The 18,744-nt window shown below is 75.8% G+C and carries 17 protein-coding genes; 7 read left to right on the top strand and 10 right to left on the bottom strand.

The features are described from left to right. Positions 1-83: 83 nt before the first annotated feature. The 6 genes from LQU92_RS08505 to LQU92_RS08480 all read right to left on the bottom strand — a co-directional run bounded on the left by LQU92_RS08505 (position 84) and on the right by LQU92_RS08480 (position 5,036). On the bottom strand, positions 84-1,436 hold the full coding sequence (locus LQU92_RS08505) for an HAAAP family serine/threonine permease (RefSeq protein ID WP_230779875.1): 1,353 nt from the start codon (positions 1,434-1,436) through the stop codon (positions 84-86). 209 nt (positions 1,437-1,645) lie between these two features. Further along, positions 1,646-2,539 (bottom strand): macrolide 2'-phosphotransferase, encoded by an 894-nt coding sequence (locus tag LQU92_RS08500; RefSeq protein WP_230779873.1) that lies wholly within the window; start codon positions 2,537-2,539, stop codon positions 1,646-1,648. Continuing rightward, positions 2,536-3,453, bottom strand: coding sequence for a spermidine synthase (locus LQU92_RS08495; RefSeq protein WP_230779870.1), 918 nt, complete (start codon positions 3,451-3,453; stop codon positions 2,536-2,538). Before LQU92_RS08495 ends, LQU92_RS08500 begins: the two co-directional genes overlap by 4 nt. Next, positions 3,450-3,818 carry a GNAT family N-acetyltransferase gene (locus LQU92_RS08490; RefSeq protein WP_255667348.1) on the bottom strand — a complete coding sequence of 123 codons (369 nt, stop codon included), beginning with the start codon at positions 3,816-3,818 and terminating at the stop codon, positions 3,450-3,452. Before LQU92_RS08490 ends, LQU92_RS08495 begins: the two co-directional genes overlap by 4 nt. A 170-nt stretch (positions 3,819-3,988) precedes the next feature. Continuing rightward, on the bottom strand, positions 3,989-4,306 hold the full coding sequence (locus LQU92_RS08485; RefSeq protein ID WP_230779867.1) for a thiamine-binding protein: 318 nt from the start codon (positions 4,304-4,306) through the stop codon (positions 3,989-3,991). 160 nt (positions 4,307-4,466) lie between these two features. Then, entirely contained in the window at positions 4,467-5,036 is a 570-nt protein-coding gene (locus LQU92_RS08480; protein WP_230779866.1) for a rhodanese-like domain-containing protein, read from the bottom strand. Between the two features lie 123 nt (positions 5,037-5,159). On the opposite strand from LQU92_RS08480, the gene LQU92_RS08475 reads away from it, so the two are divergent. From LQU92_RS08475 to LQU92_RS08455, 5 genes are all read left to right on the top strand, one after another. Next, positions 5,160-5,417 (top strand): metal-sensitive transcriptional regulator, encoded by a 258-nt coding sequence (locus LQU92_RS08475; RefSeq protein ID WP_058857370.1) that lies wholly within the window; start codon positions 5,160-5,162, stop codon positions 5,415-5,417. A 132-nt stretch (positions 5,418-5,549) separates the two neighbouring features. Continuing rightward, positions 5,550-7,643: a phosphate acetyltransferase gene (pta, locus tag LQU92_RS08470; protein WP_058857371.1), complete on the top strand. Its 2,094-nt coding sequence runs from the start codon at positions 5,550-5,552 to the stop codon at positions 7,641-7,643. A gap of 31 nt (positions 7,644-7,674) precedes the next feature. Next, the gene (locus LQU92_RS08465; RefSeq protein WP_230779864.1) at positions 7,675-8,829 is read left to right on the top strand and encodes an acetate/propionate family kinase; all 1,155 of its coding nucleotides are present in this window, start codon (positions 7,675-7,677) and stop codon (positions 8,827-8,829) included. 88 nt (positions 8,830-8,917) lie between these two features. Continuing rightward, entirely contained in the window at positions 8,918-9,415 is a 498-nt protein-coding gene (locus LQU92_RS08460) for a hypothetical protein (protein ID WP_058857373.1), read from the top strand. Between the two features lie 109 nt (positions 9,416-9,524). After that, positions 9,525-10,535 carry a pirin family protein gene (locus LQU92_RS08455; RefSeq protein WP_230779862.1) on the top strand — a complete coding sequence of 337 codons (1,011 nt, stop codon included), beginning with the start codon at positions 9,525-9,527 and terminating at the stop codon, positions 10,533-10,535. A 30-nt stretch (positions 10,536-10,565) separates the two neighbouring features. Here LQU92_RS08455 and ppc read toward each other — a convergent pair whose 3' ends face one another. Continuing rightward, on the bottom strand, positions 10,566-13,340 hold the full coding sequence (ppc, locus tag LQU92_RS08450; RefSeq protein WP_230779860.1) for a phosphoenolpyruvate carboxylase: 2,775 nt from the start codon (positions 13,338-13,340) through the stop codon (positions 10,566-10,568). Between the two features lie 201 nt (positions 13,341-13,541). Between ppc and LQU92_RS08445 the strand changes: the two genes are divergently transcribed. Then, complete coding sequence (locus LQU92_RS08445; protein ID WP_112254365.1) at positions 13,542-14,021, top strand: hypothetical protein; 480 nt, start codon at positions 13,542-13,544, stop codon at positions 14,019-14,021. 12 nt (positions 14,022-14,033) lie between these two features. On the opposite strand, the gene LQU92_RS08440 is transcribed toward LQU92_RS08445, so the two are convergent. Next, positions 14,034-14,537, bottom strand: a complete 504-nt coding sequence (locus tag LQU92_RS08440; RefSeq protein ID WP_058857377.1) for a phosphoribosyltransferase — start codon at positions 14,535-14,537, stop codon at positions 14,034-14,036. Positions 14,538-14,723: 186 nt separating this feature from the next. Between LQU92_RS08440 and LQU92_RS08435 the strand changes: the two genes are divergently transcribed. Continuing rightward, positions 14,724-15,308: a cysteine hydrolase family protein gene (locus LQU92_RS08435; protein WP_230779859.1), complete on the top strand. Its 585-nt coding sequence runs from the start codon at positions 14,724-14,726 to the stop codon at positions 15,306-15,308. A 126-nt stretch (positions 15,309-15,434) separates the two neighbouring features. On the opposite strand, the gene LQU92_RS08430 is transcribed toward LQU92_RS08435, so the two are convergent. Together LQU92_RS08430 and LQU92_RS08425 are read right to left on the bottom strand one after the other, a co-directional pair. Further along, positions 15,435-17,465: an amino acid transporter gene (locus LQU92_RS08430; RefSeq protein WP_230779856.1), complete on the bottom strand. Its 2,031-nt coding sequence runs from the start codon at positions 17,463-17,465 to the stop codon at positions 15,435-15,437. Beyond that, entirely contained in the window at positions 17,462-18,664 is a 1,203-nt protein-coding gene (locus LQU92_RS08425) for an AI-2E family transporter (RefSeq protein ID WP_230779853.1), read from the bottom strand. Before LQU92_RS08425 ends, LQU92_RS08430 begins: the two co-directional genes overlap by 4 nt. Positions 18,665-18,744 lie beyond the last annotated feature (80 nt).

The raw sequence follows: 18,744 nt of genomic DNA, 5'->3' as shown, positions 1-18,744 counted from the left end.
GACCGGTCCGGCGCCGCCCGGGGCGGGCGGAACCGCCCCGCCGGCGTGACCGGCGGGGCGGCAGGACCCGCGGGGACGGATGCTCAGCCGATCAGGGAGAAGAGGATCCCGCTGATCGCCACGATCCCGGCGACGGTCACGAACACGTTGGACAGCCGGCCCCGGTAGGGGGCCAGGGCGGGGACCCGGCGGATCGCGTACATCGGCATGAGGTAGAGGATCGCGGCGATGACGGGCCCGGCCAGGGACTCGATCAGCCCCAGGATGCTGGGGTTGAGCACGGCGGCCAGCCACGTCGTGAGGAAGACGAACACGGCGATGCCCCCGCGCAGAGTGCGCTCGCGCGGCTGCGGGACGCGGGCGGGCAGCAGCCCGCGCACGATGCCCGCCGCGCCCTCGCTCGCGCCGAGGTAGTGGCCGAAGAAGGAGGAGACGATCGCCGCGATCGCCACGGCCGGGCCGAGGTAGCCGATCAGCGGGTTGCCGAGCTCATTGGCCAGGTGGGAGAGCACGGGCAGGTTGGCCTCGCGGGCCCCGGCCAGGCCGTCGGCGCCCAGGGCCAGCACGCAGGACCAGACGAAGCCCATGGTGAAGACCACGAGCAGGGCGGTGGTCCGGCGCAGGACCCGGGAGGCGGCCTCGGCCGCCCCTGCCCCGTGGGCGCGCTGCATCGCCAGGGAGAACTGGGAGACGGCCGGGGAGTGGTTGAAGGCGAAGACCAGCACGGGGATCACGAGCCACACGGACGCCGCGAGGTCCCCGGCGGAGGGCACCGCGGCGAGGTCGCCGACGTGCCAGGACGGGACGAGGTAGAGGGTCACCCCGAGCAGGGCGAGGATGAGCGGGTAGACCAGCCACTGGGTGACCGCGAGCATGATCCGCTGGCCGGCGACCATCACGACCATCATGGCGGCGATGAGCACCCCGGACAGCAGCACGCGCGGCACGGGCGGGAGGCCGAGCTGGTTGACGAGGAGGCTGTCGACGGTGTTGGTGATGCCCACGCCGTAGATCAGCACGATCGGGTAGATCGCGAGGAAGTACAGGACGGTGATCACCCGCCCGGCGCCGTCGCCGAAGCAGTCCCGGGCCACGGCGGTGATGTCCTCGCCCCGGCGCGGGGAGGCGCACACGAACCGGGCCAGCGCGCGGTGGGAGAGGTAGGTCATCGGGCCGATGAGCGCGGTGACGACCAGCAGCGGCCACAGCCCCCCGGCCCCGGCGTTGATCGGCAGGAACAGGATCCCGGCGCCGACGGCGGTGCCGAAGAGGCTGATCGTCCAGGCGGTGTCCACGGCGGCGGGCCGTGGTGCCGCCTCGGGTGCGGCCGCTCCGGGGGCGGCGGCTCCGGGGGCCGGCGGTGCGGCGACGGGGGGTTCTGCGGCGGTGGTGGCGGGGCCGGCGGAGGTCGTCCGCCCGGCAGGAGTGCGCGACATGGTGGTCCTCGCGGTCGGGTGGTGGCGGGTGGTGCGGCCTCCTCCGGGAACGCGCGGACCGGTCGGGTCCCGCACGCCCGGCGCCGGGGCCGCGGTGGGCGGGCCCGGCGCGCACGGTGGGTGACGCCCCGCACACTGTAGCCGACCGCGCGCCCGGTCCCGTCCCCGGTGCGGACCGTCCCGGCGCCGTGCGGTGCGGGCCGCCCGTCTCAGGGGCCGAGCTGGGCGGCGGCGGTGGCCCGGTGCCCGGCCTCCCCGGTGCGCAGCGCGAAGAGGGCGTAGGCCAGGGGCCCGGTGGCCTGCAGGGCCGCGCACCGCTCGGCGAGGCGGGGCTCGTGGCGCCCGGAGCGCTCCTCGTAGCGGCGCACGGTCGCGGCGAAGGCCCCCGGCGGGGCGACGAGGTGCTGGTACATGAGGTCCACCGCGGGGTCGCCCACGGCGGCGGTCGTCCAGTCGAGCACGCCGAGGATCCTGCCCTGCTCGTCGTGCAGCGTGTGGGCGGGGTAGAGCTCCCCGTGGGTGACGACGGCGGTGCGCGGCCACAGCCCGTCGTCGTCGAGCCACGCCCGCCACCGCGCGGTGAGCGCGGGGGCCACGGCGAACTCGGCCAGGACCCGCTCGAGGTCCTCCGCCCACTGCCGGCGCAGCTGCTCGGGGGTCCTCGCGGGCACGCCGGCCGCTGCGGCCTCGGCCGGGTCCAGCCCGTGCAGGGCGGCGACCAGCTCGCCCAGCGACCGGGCGTGCACGGGGGAGGCGGGGTCGAGGTGCCACACCGGCCGGCCGGCGGCGTCGAGGGTCAGCCCGGGGCGGCCGGGCAGCAGCGGGTAGGCGATCAGCTCCGGGGAGACCACCTGCCAGTCGGGCACCCGCACGTGCAGGCGGGGGCGCAGGTGCGCCAGCACGCGCCGCTCCTCGGCCGCCCGGGCGGCCGCGTCCGGGCGGCGGGGGATGCGCAGCACCCACCGCCGGCCGTCGGTCCCGTCGGCGAGGACGACCCGGAAGTCGAGCCCGGCCTCCTCGACGCGCAGCGAGGCGGGGTCGAGGTCGAGGCCGTGGCGGGCGGCGAGCGCGAGGAGTGCGCCGGGACCGGGCGCGGTGCTCACGGGCGCCCTCCCGGGCCGGGACCGCCCGGGGCCGGACCGGTCTCCGCGGCGGGGTCGTGGCGGGGCGCGGCGCCGGCGGTGAAGGCGCGCACCCAGGCGCCGTCCTTGTACTGGGCGGGCACGGCGCCGCCGAGCAGCTCGCGGGTCAGCGCCGCGGCCGCGGCCGAGCCCTCGGCCGGCAGCGGGGCGTGGGAGGCCGCGAGCACGACGTTGCCGTAGCGGCGGCCCTTGAGCATCGCGGGGTCGGCCACGGCGGCGACGTGGCCGAAGACCTCGGCGAGCGCGGCGAGCTCGGCCCGGGCGCCGGCGAGGTCGCGGGTGTCGCCGCAGTTGAGCAGGTAGAGCCCGCCGGGGGCGAGGACCGTCTCGACGTGCCGGGCGAACTCGACCGTGGTCAGGGGCCGGGGCGTCTCGGCCCCGGCGAACACGTCCCGCACCACGATCTCCCGGGTGCCGGGGGTGAGGGCCTCGACGACCTCGCGGGCCTCCCCCACCCGGATCCGCAGCAGCGGGGCCCGGGGCAGGTCGAACCACCGGCGCACGAGCTCGGCGAGCCGGCCGTCGAGCTCGACGACGACCTGGCGCGCGGTGGGGTGGGCGTGGGCGAACCAGCGGGCCAGGGAGCAGGCGCCGCCGCCGAGGTGCAGCACGCGCAGGCGGGCCGGGTCGAGGTGGGCGCGCACGTGGGCCCCGGACAGGGCGGCGATCCAGCGCATGTACTCGAAGTCGAGCCGCTCGGGGTGCTCGGGGTCCACGTGGGAGGAGGGCACGCCGTTGACGTGCAGCACCCAGGAGCCGGGGGCGTACTCGTCGGGGACGAGCTCGGCGGTGCCGGTGGCGATCGGGTAGGTCCCGGCCGCGGGACCGGCGGCCGGCCCCGCGGCCCGTCCCGCCGCGCGGGAGCGGCGGCTCATGCGGGCCCCTCCCGGAGCATGCGGCGCATCCGCTGCCCGGTCCACGGCCCGCCGGCGGGGAAGGACCCGACGAGGGCGCGGAAGCCGTGCTTGGCGTAGAACGCCTCGGCGCGGGCGTTGCCGTCCATGATCCACAGGTAGGTGGCGGCCGCGTCCGTGACGGCGGCCAGCAGCGCGGCGCCGAGGCCGGTGCCGTGGGTCGCGGCGAGCGTGTAGAGCAGGAACAGCTGCCGGCCGGCCGGCGGCGGGGGAACCCCGGCCCGGGCCTCCCACGCCGCGGGGGCGGGCCCGGCGGCGGCGAGGCCGACGGGCGCCCCGTCGTCGTCGACGGCGAGCGCCGCGCGCACGCGCGCGTCGGCGAGCAGGGCGCGGTCGTGGCCGGCGGTGCGCGCGGCCTCGGCCAGCTGCCGGTCGGCGAAGGCGTCGCCGAACAGGGGCCGGTAGGTCTCCTCGAGGCAGCGCAGGTGCAGCGCGGACCAGGCGGCGGCGTCGCCGGTGCCGGCGGGGCGGATCCGCGCCGCGGTGCGGGGTGCGGTCAGGACTCGATCGCCTGCCGCTGGATCGCGGCCTCGAGCCGCTCGACCTTGCCCTCGAGCTCGCCGGAGCGGCCCGGGCGGATGTCGGCCTTGAGCACGAGGGACACGCGCGGGCCGTAGGCGCCCACGGCCTCGGTGGCCCGGCGCACGACGTCCATCACCTCGTCCCACTCGCCCTCGATCGTGGTGAACATGGCGTCGGTGCGGTTCGGCAGTCCGGACGCGCGGACCACGCGCACGGCGGCGGCGACGGCGTCGTGCACGGACCCGGACTCGTCCGGGCCGCCCGACGGGGAGACGGAGAAGGCAACCAGCATGGGCCCATCCTCCCACCCGGACCGGCCGCGGTGAAGCCCGCCGCGGGCGCGGGCGCCCCCGTGACGGCGCACGGCCCCGCCGCCCCGCGGGAGCGGGGGCGGCGGGGCCGTGCGGGGACCCGCCGGCTCCTCCCGGGAGCCGGCGGGCGGGATCAGCCCGTCACTTGGCCGCGAGCTGCTCCAGGACGGCGTCCTTGGACGGGTCCTTCGCGCCCTGGTTCCAGGGCATCTTCGAGAGCACGTTGGCCATCGCGCAGGTGTTCGACAGCGCCGACCAGGCGAGCCCGGCGCCGACGCCGCCGGAGACCAGGCGCAGCTTCGGGGAGACGAGCGTGCCGCCCAGGGTGCCGAGCACCACGAGGGAGCCGGCGACCATGCGCACCTGGCGGTCCATGGCCCAGGTCGAGGAGCCGCGCACGACCGCGCCGCCGGCCTTCTCGAAGTCGTCGACGGTGCCGTCGACGACGTAGGTGTTGTCGGTGCCCACCGCGGAGAGGATCTCCTGGGCGCGGGAGGCCCGGGCGCCGGAGCGGCAGATCAGCGCGACCTTGCCGCCGAGGGCGGCGGCGATGTCCTGCGCGTGGTCGGCGACCAGGTCGACGGGGACGTGGTAGGCGCCGTCGATGTGCTCGGCGGCGAACTCGGCGGCGGAGCGCACGTCGAGGACGGCGACCTCCTCACCGGAGTCGATCCAGGACTTCAGCTCGGCGGGCGAGACCTTCGAGGTCATAGGGTGTTTCCTTCCGGACGTCGGTGGGTGTGCCACCAGTGTGCACCATACCCCCTAGGGTATGCAAGATCCCCCAGGGGGTATATAATGGACACCGATCCACCCCGCACCCAGGAGCACGCCATGCAACTCGATCCCCAGGACCTCACCCCCACCCTCAACCGCCTCAAGCGCGCGCAGGGCCAGCTCGGGGCCGTCATCCGCATGCTCGAGGAAGGCCGCGAGTGCAAGGAGGTCGTCACCCAGCTCTCGGCGGTCTCCCGCGCCCTGGACAAGGCCGGCTTCTCGATCATCGCCACCGGCCTGGACCAGTGCCTGCGCTCGGAGGACCCGAGCCTGGACAAGGCCGAGCTGGAGAAGATGTTCCTCTCCCTCGCCTGAGGGGCCCCGCCCGGGCCGTCCGCCCGGGTTCCTCCACCGGGCGCTGCGCCCGGGCGCACTCCGGGGCCGCGGCCGGGCCCGCCCCTAGACTGGGGCCACCAGCCCGCCCGCGGCCCCGGAGGACGCCCCGTCATGACCCAAGGCATCTACGTCAGCGCGATGACCCCCCAGTCCGGCAAGTCGCTGGTCGTGCTGGGCCTGGCCGACTCGCTGTTCCGCAAGACCGACCGGCTGGGCTACTTCCGGCCCGTCCACCTCGGGGCGACCCCGGCCGAGGACCCGATGGTCCAGCTGATGAAGCGCAGCTTCGGGCTGACCGACGAGCGCTGCCGGGGCGGCTTCTCCCTGGCCCGCACCCGCGAGCTGCTGGCCGCCGGCGACCACGACGAGCTCGACGCGATGGCGGTGAGCGTCTACGCCGAGATGGCCCCGCACTGCGACGTGGTCGTGGTCGACGGCACCGACCTGCTCGCCCACAACGCCGCCACGGCGGAGTTCGACATGAACGCGCGGATGGCCAACAACCTGGGCGCCTCCGTGCTCGCCGTGGTCGGCGCGGACGAGGCCGAGTCCCGGGCGGACGTGCTCAACGCCGTCGAGGTCACCCGGGCGGAGCTCTACCAGGCCCGGTGCGACATCTTCGCCGTGATCGTCAACCGCACCCGCCCCGAGTGGGCCGAGGAGATCGCCGCGCGGGCGGCCCGGGGCGTGCGCGGGCTGCCCGTCTACGCGATCCCGGAGAACCCGGCGGTCGCGGCCCCCACGGTCGCGGAGCTGCGGGACCGGCACGGCTTCGGCACGGGCCCCGCCGAGGTCTCGATGGACCGCGACGTCAAGGGCGTGAAGGTCGCCGCGATGACGGTCGGGCACTACCTCGACCAGCTGGCCGACGGCGACTTCGTGATCACCCCCGGCGACCGCGCCGACATCGTCGTCGCCTCCCTCGCCTCCGCCCTCTCCCCCGCCCTGCCGGTGCCCTCCGGGATGCTGCTCACGGGCGGGTTCAGCACCGAGGGCCGGATCCAGGACCTCACCGCGGCGGCGCCGTTCCCGGTGCTCACCACGCCGCTGGACACCTACTCCGCGGCCCGCACCGTCTCCCGCACCCGGGGCACGCTCTCGGGCGCCCACCCGCGCAAGGTCGCCGCCGCGCTCGGCGAGTGGGCCCGCCGCGTGGACGGCCAGGAGCTGGTCAGCCGCCTCGACCTGCCCCGCCCGGCCCGGCGGACCCCGCTGCGCTTCCTGCACGAGCTGGTCGAGACCGCGCGGGCGGACCGGAAGAACATCGTGCTGCCCGAGGGCGAGGACCCCCGCATCCTGCGCGCCGCCGAGATGATCCACCGCCGCAACTTCTGCGACCTGACGATCCTGGGCGACCCCGGCCGCATCGCGCAGCTGTGCCAGACGGAGGGCATCGCCCTCGACTTCGCCGAGGAGGGCCTCGACCTCGTCGACTTCGAGCGGGACGAGCGGCTGCGCCACCGCTACGCCGACGAGTACGTGCGCCTGCGCGCCCACAAGGGCGTCACGAAGGAGACCGCCCTCGAGCGGATGCTCGACGGCTCCTACTTCGGCACGATGATGGTGCAGACCGGGGACGTGGACGGCATGGTCTCGGGCGCGGCCCACACCACGGCCAACACCATCCGCCCGGCCCTGGAGTTCGTGAAGACCGCCGAGGGCGTGCGCACCGTCTCCTCGGTGTTCTTCATGCTCCTCGAGGACCGGGTGCTCGTCTACGGCGACTGCGCCGTGATCCCCAACCCGGACGCGCACCAGCTCGCCGACATCGCGCTCGCCTCGGCGCGCACCGCCCGCCAGTTCGGGGTCGAGCCGAAGGTCGCGATGCTCTCCTACTCCACCGGCGGCTCCGGCTCCGGGGCGGACGTCGAGACGGTGCGGGAGGCCACCCGGCTCGTGCGGGGGATGCGCCCGGACTTCGAGGTCGAGGGCCCCATCCAGTACGACGCCGCGGTGGACGCCTCGATCGCCGCCTCCAAGCTGCCGGGCTCGGCCGTGGCCGGGCAGGCGACCGTGTTCGTCTTCCCCGACCTGAACACCGGCAACAACACCTACAAGGCGGTCCAGCAGTCCGCCGGCGCGGTGGCCGTGGGCCCGGTGCTCCAGGGGCTGCGCAAGCCGGTCAACGACCTCTCGCGCGGCTGCACCGTGGACGACATCGTCAACACGGTCGCGATCACCGCGATCCAGGCCCAGAGCGCCTGAGCCCGCCCCACCGACCCAGGGAGTTCCCGCCATGCTCGTGCTCGTCGTCAACTGCGGCTCGTCCTCGCTGAAGTACCAGGTCCGGGAGGTCGCGGCCGGCACGGACGGCGGGACCGTGCTCACCTCCGGGCTGGTGGAGAACATCGGCGGCCCGCAGGTGCGCGACCACACCGAGGCCCTCGAGCTGCTCGCCCGGCGCCTCGACGAGGAGCTGGGCGGGCGCACGGTCGACGCCGCCGGGCACCGCGTGGTGCACGGCGGGGAGCGCTTCTCCGCGCCCGTGCTCGTCACCCACGAGATCGTGCGGGAGATCGAGCGGCTGGCCCCGCTGGCCCCGCTGCACAACCCGGCCGCCGTGCTGGGCCTGCGCGCCGTGCTGCGCACGTGGCCGCACCTGCCGCAGGTCGCGGTCTTCGACACCGCGTTCCACCGCAGCATGCCCGAGCACGTGTGGCGCTACGCGGTGCCGGAGGAGTTCTACGAGCGCTGGGGGATCCGCCGCTACGGCTTCCACGGCACCTCCCACGACTGGGTCACCGGGCGGGCCGCGCAGTTCCTGGGCGTGCCGCGGGAGGACTTCCACGCCGTGGTCGCCCACCTGGGCAACGGCGCCTCGGTCACCGCCGTGCGCGGCGGGCGCTCCTACGACACCTCGATGGGCTACACCCCGCTGGCCGGGCTCGTGATGGGCACCCGCACCGGCGACCTCGACCCCTCCGTGGTCACCTCCGTGCTGCGCCGGGACCCGTCGATGACCCCCGAGGCCCTCGACGGGCTGCTCAACACGGCCTCCGGGCTCAGGGCCATCGCCGGCCACCACGACATGCGCACGGTCCAGGAGGCCGCCGACCGCGGGGACGAGCGCGCCGAGCTGGCGCTCGAGATGGCCGCCCACCGGCTGGCGAAGTACGTGGGCGGCTACCACGTGGCCGTCGGCGGGGCCCGGGCGCTCGTGTTCACCGCCGGGATCGGCGAGAACGCCGCGGCGTTCCGGGCCCGGGTCTGCGGGCGGCTGGGCGCCCTCAGCGTCGTGCTCGACGACGACGCCAACGCGGCCCGCTCCCGCGGGACCCGGCGGATCTCGGCCCCCGGCTCCGGGCTCGAGGTGCTCGTGGTGCCCACCGACGAGGAGCAGGCCATCGCCGCCGCGACCGCCGAGCTGGTCGCCGGGACCGCGGCGGGCTGAGCTCCCCCGCCGCTGGTGGGTGGGGCTCCGCCCGCCCGTCGCACCGGGGCGCTGGCGCACCGATGATAAGTATGCTGAAGTAAGGTGCATGGACGTCTCCGGATTCAAGACCCTGTTCGGCGAGAGCGTGCGCACCTGGATGGACTGGGACGCCGTCGGCGAGGACAACGCCTCCGTGGAGGACCGCGTGATCACCGAGCGCGAGGACGTGGGCGAGCTCTGGACGGTGTGGCACGTGGACCCCGAGGGCAACCCCGGCGAGTGGTCGGAGCCGCAGAACAAGCCCCTGCAGGTCTGCGAGGCCGCCGTGCACGACTGGCCCGAGGACCGCCGGGCGAAGATCGAGCGCATGCGCGAGCAGTTCACCGACGAGAAGGACGAGCCGGTCGTGATGGCCCTGCCGGCCTACCGGGCCGGCGACGAGTTCATCGTCCTGGACTCCAACCACCGGCTGATCGCCGCCTATCTCGCCGAGGTCCCGCTGCGCATCCTTGCCGTGGTCCTCGACGGGCCGCTCTCCGCCCGGGTCCTCCCCGGGCTGCGGCACTTCCAGGACCAGGACCCGCACGCCGGGCGCGGGCACTGAGCGGGCCCCGGGCCTGCCCCGCGCCTTGACGGGCCCTCCGCCCGGGTGTCTGCTGGGTCCGGGACCGCACGACCGTGCGCCGACCCCGACGGAGTTCAGGAGCACCGCGATGACCAACCTCGAGGCCCGCCCGCAGGAGATCGTGTGCACCGAGGCCCTCGGCGCCGGGGCGGCCCTGCTGGCCCCGCGCGACGTGCCCCTGGGCGGGCCGCGGGCGATGACCGTGCGACGGACCCTGCCCCAGCGGGAGCGGTCGCTGATCGGCGCCTGGTGCTTCGTCGACCACTACGGGCCCGACCCCGTGGCCGACTCGGGGGGCATGCGCGTGGCCCGCCACCCGCACACGGGCCTGGCCACGGTGAGCCTGCTGTTCACCGGCGGGATCTCCCACCTCGACTCCGCGGGCCACGCCGCGGAGGTGCGCCCCGGGGAGGTCAACCTCATGATCGCCGGGCGCGGGATCTCCCACCAGGAGTTCTCCACCCCCGACACCGACCTCCTCCACGGGGTGCAGCTGTGGTACGCCCTGCCCGAGGCGACCCGGCACCTGCCGCCCGGCTTCGAGCACCACACCCCCGAGCCGGTGACCCTGGACGGGGCCGTGCTGCGGGTGTTCATCGGCGCGCTGGCCGGGTCCGTCTCCCCGGTGGTCACGCACACCCCGCCCCTGCTCGCCGCCCAGCTCGACCTGCGGCCCGGCGCCCGGCTGGTCCTGGACCTGGACCCGGCCTGCGAGCACGGGATCCTGCTCGACGCGGGACGGCTGAGCCTCGAGGGCGCACCGGTGCCGGGCGACCACCTCGCCTACCTGCCGCCCGGGCACGGGTCCGTGGTGCTCGAGGCCGGCGAGGAACCGGTGCGGGCCCTGCTGATCGGCGGGGAGCCGCTGGGCGAGCAGATCGTCATGTGGTGGAACTTCATCGGCCGCACCCACGAGGAGGTCGCCTCCTACCGGGCGGCCTGGCAGGCCGAGATCGGTGCCGAGCCCGCCGGACCCCCGCCCGGCGGCAGCTGCGACGACGGCGCGCCCCACCCCCGCTTCGGGCCCTACCCGGACGGGCAGCCCGCCCCGCTGCCGGCCCCGGCCCTGCCGGGCGTCCAGCTGCGCCCGCGCGGCTGAGCCCCGCGGGACGGGTCCTCCCCGCGCGCCTCAGCCGGTGTTGCGCAGGCCCGCGGCGATGCCGTTGATGGTGATGAGCATCGCCCGCTGCAGCTGCTCGTCCGGCTCGCCGCCGGCCTCCCGGAGCCGGCGCAGCAGCTCGACCTGCAGGTGGGAGATCGGGTCGAGGTACTGGTCGCGCACCGCGAGGGTCTGCTGCAGGACCGGGTTGTCGTCCAGCGGCTCGGCCTGGCCGGTGAGCCGGGCGAGCTCCTCGCAGGTCAGGGCGAACTCCGCCCGGACGGTGTCGAAGACGTGGTGCAGCCGCTCGGGCACGAGCGCGGAGACGTACTGGGCGGCGATCCCGAGGTCCGTCTTGGCCACGGTCATCTCCACGTTGGAGACCAGTGAGGCGAAGAAGTGCCAGCGCTCGAGCATCGCCGCGAGGTCCTGCGCCATCCCGGCCTCCCGGGCGGCGCGCAGCCCGGAGCCCACGCCGAACCAGCCGGGGACGATCTGGCGCGACTGGGTCCAGCCGAAGACCCACGGGATGGCGCGCAGCCCCTCGATCCCCGCGTCCGACGACGGGCGCTTCGAGGGCCGGGAACCGATGTTCAGCGCCCCCAGCTGCTCCACGGGGGTCGCGGTCACGAAGTACTCGGGCAGGTCGGGGTCCTCGATCAGCCCGCGGTAGGCGGCGAAGGCGGCGTCGCTGACCACGTCCATCACCTGCCCCCACCGCTCGAGCTCGGCCTCGGAGGAGCGCGGGCCCTGGTGCAGGGCGGTCGCGCGCAGCACGGCGGCCAGGGACAGCTCGAGGTTCTCCCGGGCCAGGGCCGGCAGGGAGTACTTGTCGCTGATCACCTCGCCCTGCTCGGTGAAGCGGATCTCGCCGTCGAGCACCCCGCCGGGCTGGGCGAGGATCGCGTCGTGGGTGGGGCCGCCGCCGCGGCCCACGGACCCGCCGCGGCCGTGGAAGAGCCGCAGCCGCACCCCGTGCCGGGCGGCGACGTCGCGCAGCCGGCGCTCGGTGCGGTGGATCTCCCACCGGCTGGTCATCACCCCGGACTCCTTGTTGGAGTCGGAGTAGCCGAGCATGACCTCCTGCAGGTCCCCGCGGGCGCGCACGACCTCACGGTAGGCGGGGTCGGAGAGCAGCTCGTCGATCACCTCGGCCGAGCGGCGCAGCTCGTGGACGGTCTCCAGCAGCGGGGCGAAGCCCAGGCCCGCCCGGGGCCGCTCCCCCGTGAGGTCCACGAGCCCGGCCTCGCGGGCGAGGACCACGGGGGCGAGGATGTCGTCCGCGCCGCGGGTCATCGACACGATGTAGGTCTCCACGGCCTCCTCGCCGTAGACCTCCTGGGCCCGGCCGATCTCGCGGAAGACGGCGAAGGTGCGGTCCGCGTCCCCCTCGAGCTGCACCGTCCCGGTGGCCAGCCCCGGCGGGGCCAGCGGCCGGCGCCCGGCCAGCTCGGCGGCCAGCACCCGGGTGCGGCCGGCGCGGTCCAGCTGCGCGTAGGGCCGGTCGTGCTCGCCGAGGCGGTCCAGCAGCTGCCCGACGGCCTCGTGGTGGGCGTCGGCGTGCTCGCGCACGTCGAGGGAGGCCAGGACCAGCCCCGACCCGGCGATCGTGCGGGCGGCCGCCGCGAGCGCCCCGCCGGCGGCCCGCTCGCCCGCGTGCGCGCGCAGGGACCGGGCGACGACGTCGAGGTCGGCGAGCAGCTGCCCGGTGCTGCGGTAGTCGCGGCCGGGCTCGTGGGCGGTCTCCTCCGCGAAGCGGCGGCGGGTGTTGAGCAGCTTGGCCTTGATGCAGGTGAGCTTGAGCCGGTAGGGCTCCTGGGCGTTGAGCTCGAGCACGCGGGCGTCCAGGCCCGGCAGGTGGGCGACGTCCTCGGCCACGGAGTCCAGCAGCTCCTGCTCCACGGCCACGATCGCGGTCGAGGAGGACAGCCGGGAGACGAGCAGCTCGAGGAAGCCGAGGGCGGTGTCGACGGCGGCCTGGCCCTGCAGGCGCAGCACCTCGCGGGTGATGGCCGGGGTGACGTTGGGGTTGCCGTCGCGGTCGCCGCCGATCCAGGAGCCGAAGCGCAGCGGCGGTCCCGCGGGCAGGGCCACCCCGTGCTCCCCGAGCAGGTCCTCGAGGTCGGCCAGCAGCCCCGGCACCGTCCCGGAGAGCACCTCCCGCAGGTAGTACAGGGCGTTGCGGGCCTCGTCGAGCGGGGTGGGCCGGGACTGGCGCAGCTCGTCGGTCTGCCACAGCAGCTCGACGAGCTCCGCGAGGCGCCGGTCCTGGCGGCGGCGGGCCGCGGTGCCCTCGGCGGTGTCCTCGGCCAGCAGGTCGGAGAGGTGGCGGATCTTCGTGAGCACCGACCGGCGGGAGGCCTCGGTGGGGTGGGCTGTGAACACCGGGCGCACGTCGAGGCGCTCCACGGCGGTGCGCAGCGCGTCCGGGCCGGCCTCCCCGGCGACGTCGGCGACGGCCGCGGCCAGCCACGCCTGCGCCTCGGGGCGGGCGCCGAGCAACCGCACCCGGTGGACCTGCTCGGCCGCGTTGGCCAGGTGGAAGTAGTGGGCGAAGGCCCGCACGAGGTCGGTCGCCCGCTCCAGCGGGAGGGAGCCCAGCAGCTCGCGGGCGCGGCGGGCGGCGGCGTCGTCGCCGGAGGCCTTGGCCTCCTTGGTGAGCCCGCGCACCTGCTCGACGAGCTCGAGCAGCTCGGGCCCGCGCTGGCGCACCAGGGTCTCCCCCAGCAGCGTGGTGATCCGCCGGACGTCGGCGCGCAGCGGGGCGTCGATGCGGTGGGGGACGGGACGGTCGTGCTCGGTCATGGGCGGGCGCTCCTGCCTGCTCGGTCGGGCCGGTTCCGGGCACGACCGCCGGGCGGACGCGCCGTCGGTGTCCTGGCTCACCCTACCGGCCCGCCCCGGCTCGCTCCCAGGCCCCGGCCGGGCCGGGCGCGCCGGACGGGGCCCGCGACCCGTACCACCGGGCGGGCGGGCGCGGTAGGTTCGGCGCAGGAGGTGTGCGCGATGACCCACCACCCGGGCCGCGTCCCCGGCGGGACGCCGGGCGGACCCCGCGGCGGGGCGCCCGTGCCGGCCGCGCTGCGGCCGCTGCTGCGCCTGACCCTCGTGTCCCTGGCCGTCACCGTGCTCACCGGGGTGGTCGAGGCCTGGACGGGCCCGGGGCCCGTGCCCGGTCCCCTGCCGGGGGCCGGGATCGCCGGCCCGACGACGCCGCTGGGGCTGGCCGTGCTCGCCTACGGGCTGCTGCTGACGGCGGCGCTCTACGCCCTGGTGTACCTCCCGCTGCGCGAGCGGCGGCAGTGGGGGTGGGTGCTGGGGATCGTCCTGTGCGCGCTGGCGGTCCTGGGCGACGTCGTGGACCTGCTCGTCCACCTGCTCTCGGGGCGCCTGCTGCCGGGGCTGCTGACGCTGGCGCTCGTGGGCGTCAACACCGTGTGGCTGGTGGTCGCCGGCCGCCCCGCGGTGCGCGCGGTGCTGCGCTGAGCGCGGTCCGGGTCAGGCCCCGGCGGTGAGCGGCGGGGCCGCGGACCACGGGAAGACGATCCACTCGTCGGTGGCCCGCCACACGAAGTCGGGCTCGACCACCGAGCGCGGCTTGGCGTAGATCACCGCGGAGCGCGCCTCGGCGCCGAAGCCGCGCAGCAGCTCGAGCACCAGGGCGAGGGTGCGCCCGGAGTCGGCGACGTCGTCGACCACGAGCAGCTTCCGTCCCGCGATCGACTCGGTGTCCAGCATGGGGGCCAGCAGCACCGGGTCGGGCAGGGTCTGGTGGACGTCGGTGTAGAACTCCACGTTGATCGCGTCCGAGAGCTTCACGCCCATCGCGTAGGACAGCGCCCCGGCCGGCAGGAGGCCGCCGCGGGCGACCGCGATGATGATGTCCGGCACGAAGCCGCTGTCCACCACCGTGCGGGCCAGCTCCTGGGTCGCCTCCCCGAAGCCCGCCCAGGTCAGGACCTCCTTGCCCTCGAGCTCCGCTGCGTCCGCGTGATAAGCCATGGCGCACAGGCTACCCGAGCGGCGCCCCGGCCCCGCGCTCCCCGGTCCGAATGCGCCCGGCGGCCCGACCGCCCTGCCGCCCGCGCAGGTCATCAGTATGCTGGGCGAAACGGGCGGTCCCCCGCCCGGAATCCGCACCGACCCGCACCGCGCGGCGCCCGCGGGCACCGCGCCGGAAGGAGCACCATGAGCCCGCGCCACCCCGGGGGCCGCACGGCCCTGCTCGTCGTGGACATGCAGAACTCCTACTTCGACTTCCCCGAGCTCGAGGAGCAGCGCGAGCCCGTGACCGCGAAGGTCAACGAGCTCGTGCGCGCGGCCCGGGCCGGGGACAACCCGATCCTGCTCGTCCGCACCCAGCACGAGCGCGACCGCTCGACCTGGACCGTGAGCATGCACGACGACGACCAGGGCTTCGCCTTCCCCGGCACCGAGCAGGCCGAGTACGTGGCCGGGCTCGACACCGAGGACGGCGTCGGGCTCGTGAAGACCCGCGACAGCGCCTTCTTCAACACCGACCTCGCCGCGCGGCTGCGCAACCTCGGGGCGGAACGGGTGGTCGTCTGCGGCGTCTCGACGCACAGCTGCGTGGCCCAGACCGCGATCGACGCCTTCGCCCACGACTTCCGCGGCGCCGTGGCCCGCGAGGCGGTCGCCTCCGAGAACGCCGAGCTCTCCCGGGCGCTGCTGGCCTTCCTCGAGGACGAGCTGCGCCAGGAGATCCTGGACCAGGAGGAGGCGGTGGCGCGGCTGCGCGGCGGCTCCGCCTGAGCGCCTGCCCGGGTCCCGGCCCCTCGCCGCGCTCCTCCCCGGGCGCGAGGGGCGGCGTCCGGCGGGTATGCCCCGCGCGGAGCCGCCCAACGCCGCCCCTCGGCGGGGAGCGGGTTCCGCGGGCCCTCACCCGACGTGCACCCCGGGGCGCCGCGCGGGGTCGGGCTCGTGCTCCCGCAGGATCTCCCGGACGACGGGGGCGGTGTCGCCCTCGCCCAGGAGCAGATAGCGCAGCAGGTGGGCGACCGGGTTGCCCTCGGCCCAGTCGAAGTACGCCTCGGGGACCACGCCGGTGGCGTCGCGCAGCGCCAGCAGGATCGCCGCGATGGCGTTGGGCGCGGCGGGACTGGTGGTGCGCAGGACCCGGTGGCCGTCGACCTGCGTCCCCCTCACCTCCAGCTCGGCGCTGAACTCGGACGGGTCGCCGACCTCGACCTCCAGGAACACGACGTCGGCGGTGCCCGGCAGCGGGTTGATGCGCCGCTGCACCGCCTCCTTGGCGGCGTACCGGCCGCCGCTGGTGCCGTCCGGCTTGTGGGCGACCAGGTCGAGGCGGCCGTCGAAGGCCAGCGAGTCCGCGATGATGCGGCGCGCCGCGGAGTCGAAGGCGATGCGCTCGGCGCGCAGCTCGGTGGTGCGGTAGACGCGGGAGACCAGCGAGACCCCCACGATCCCCCCGATGAAGAACGCGGAGATGACCAGTCCCTCCGGGTCGACCACGACCGTGTCCACGAGGGCGTAGGCGAGCACCGCGGCCAGCACGGTGAACCCGGCGCCGGCCCGCCGCCGGTGGCCCCGGAACGCCGAGATGCTCACGGCCACCGCCCCGGAGAGCATCATGACCAGCACCCCGGTGGCGTAGGCGGCGGCCTGCGCCTCGACGTCGGCACGGAAGGCGAGCGTGAGGCCGATGCTCACGGCGGTGTAGACGAGCACCACGGGCCGCACCAGCCGCCCCCACTCCGGGGCCATGCCGTAGCCGGGCAGGTACCGCGGCACGATGTTGATCAGCCCGGCCATGGCAGAGGCCCCGGCGAACCACAGGATCAGGACGGTGGAGACGTCGTAGGCGGTGCCGAAGGCCTCCCCGAGGTGCTCGTGGGCCAGGTAGGCCAGGGCCCGGCCCCGTGCCGGGCCCTCCGGGGCGAAGGCCTCGGCGGGGATCAGCACGGTGGTCACGACGGCGGAGCCGATGAGGTAGCCGCTCATGACCACGGCCGCCGAGGTGAGCATGCGGCGGGTGTTGCGCACGCGGTGGGCGAGCCGCTCCCCGGGCCCGTCCCCGGCGGCCGCGACGAGGGGCATCATCGACACCCCGGTCTCGAACCCGGACAGCCCCAGGACCAGCAGCGGGAACGCCAGCACGGTGCGCCCGACGACCTCCCCCACCCCGCCGCCGCCGGCCGCGAGCAGCGCCGCGCCCCAGTCGCCCAGCAGCCGCGGGTCCGCGGCGATCTCGGCCGTCCCGACCCCGATGATCACGGCGTTGAGCCCCAGGAAGACGACGACCAGCGGCACGGCCACCGCCACGGCCTCGGTGAACCCGAGCAGGAACACCCCGCCCAGCACCACGAGCAGCACCACCGTCACCGCCACCTGGTGCCCGTGGAGGGCTGCGGGGGCGTGCGGGTTCTCCAGCAGGTGCACCGTGGCGTCGGCGGCCGAGAGGGTGATCGTGATGATCCACGAGGTCGCCACGAAGCCCAGGAGCACGAGGACGAGCACCTTCCCGCGCCAGAACGGCAGGAGCCGTTCGAGGATCGCCACGGACCCCTGCCCGTGCGGGCTCTCCGCCGCGATCCTCCGGTACATCGGGAGCATCCCCGCGAGGGTGAGCACCACGATGAGAGCGGTCGCCGGCGGCGAGAGCACCCCGGCGGCCACGACCGCGATGGCCGGCAGGTAGGACAGGGTGGAGAAGTAGTCGACCCCGGTCAGGCACATCACCTTCCACCAGGGCTGGACCCGCTCCTCGTGCTCCCCTGCCGCCGGGCCGACCGGGCTCACCCGGTGGGCGGCCAGCCACCGCGCGGCCGGGCTCCGGGGCGCCGGCGGGGCCGCGCGGACGACGACGGCGGGCACCGTGGCGGGCCGCGACCGGCGGCCGGCGGGCACCTGCCGCCGCGGGCCGCCGGAGCGGCGCCCGGTCGCGGTCACCGGGGGCTCCGGGGCGGCGGCACGGCCCACGGCGCGGGACGGTCCTGCCGCCGCATGCCCTGGTACTTCCAGCGGTGGCGCCGGCTGGCCCGGTCGGCGGCCCCCTCGGCGGAGGAGACGGGGTCCGGGCCCAGCAGCGGGTCGTCGCCGCCCTGGTACCGGGTGGTCCACACCTGCAGCACGGCCCACGCCACGGCGGTCAGCGGAACGGCCAGCACCGCTCCGGCGACCCCGCCGAGCACGCTGCCGGCGGACAGTGCCAGCAGCACCACGAGCCCGTGCAGGCGCAGGGTGCGGCCCATGACCACCGGCTGGAGGAAGTAGCCCTCGAGGTGGTTGACGACCACCACGACCAGCACCACGGCCAGCGCCGTGACGGGCCCCTCGGCGACCAGCGCCACGAGGGCGGCCACCGTTCCCGCGACCAGCGCCCCGATCACCGGGACGAAGGCGGTGAGGAACACGATCACCGTCAGCGGGACGACCAGCGGGACCCCGAGGGCCCACAGGCCCAGGCCGATGAAGGTCGCGTCGATGGTGGCGATCAGCACGATCCCGCGCACGTAGGAGCCGAGGATGCCCACGGCGCGGTCCCCGGACTCCGCCAGCCGCGCACGGGTCTCCCCGGTGGTCCAGCGCAGCACGAAGCTCCAGATCCGCGGCCCGTCCTTCAGGAAGAAGAACAGGACGATGGCCATCAGCACGGTGCCCGTGAGGACCTCCGAGGCCACCCCCAGCCCGCTGAGGGCACTCTGCCGCGCGCTGTCGCTGACGAGGTAGTCGCCCAGCCGGGACAGGGCGTCGTTGACGGTCCCGGCGTCCACCGGCACGGGCAGCGGGCCCGCGGCGACGAGCTCCTGGAGGTGCTGCCAGCCGGTGACGGCGGCCCGGACGAGCTCCTCGAGCTCCCCGCGGACGCCCAGCACCACGCCGGTGACGACCCCGCCCAGCACGCCGAGCAGGGACACGAAGACCGCGACGGTGGCGGCGGTGGCGCCCCACCCGCGCTCCTCCAGCCGCCGCACCAGCGGGTGGACCGCCGAGGCCAGGATCAGGGCGACCACGGTGGCCAGCACCACCATCTCGACCGCGGCCAGGACCCGGAGCACCAGCGCGGCGACGGCGGTCACGGCCAGCAGCTGGATCGCCCGGGACCCGGTCCGGCCCAGCCCGTCCGCCCACGGGGAGAGGGACGGCACGGAGCCGGCCTCCCCGGGGTGCAGCGAGCCGGCTCCCCCGGGATGCGGTGGGCCGCCCGGCGGCGCCCCCGGCCGGGGCG

Origin of the sequence: Kocuria sp. LUK (genome assembly GCF_021012935.1) — a bacterium.
In the GTDB taxonomy this organism is placed as follows: Bacteria; Actinomycetota; Actinomycetes; order Actinomycetales; family Micrococcaceae; genus Kocuria; species Kocuria flava.
The sequence above is the reverse complement of the archived record's forward strand: the minus strand, read 5'-3'. Positions and strand labels throughout refer to the sequence as shown.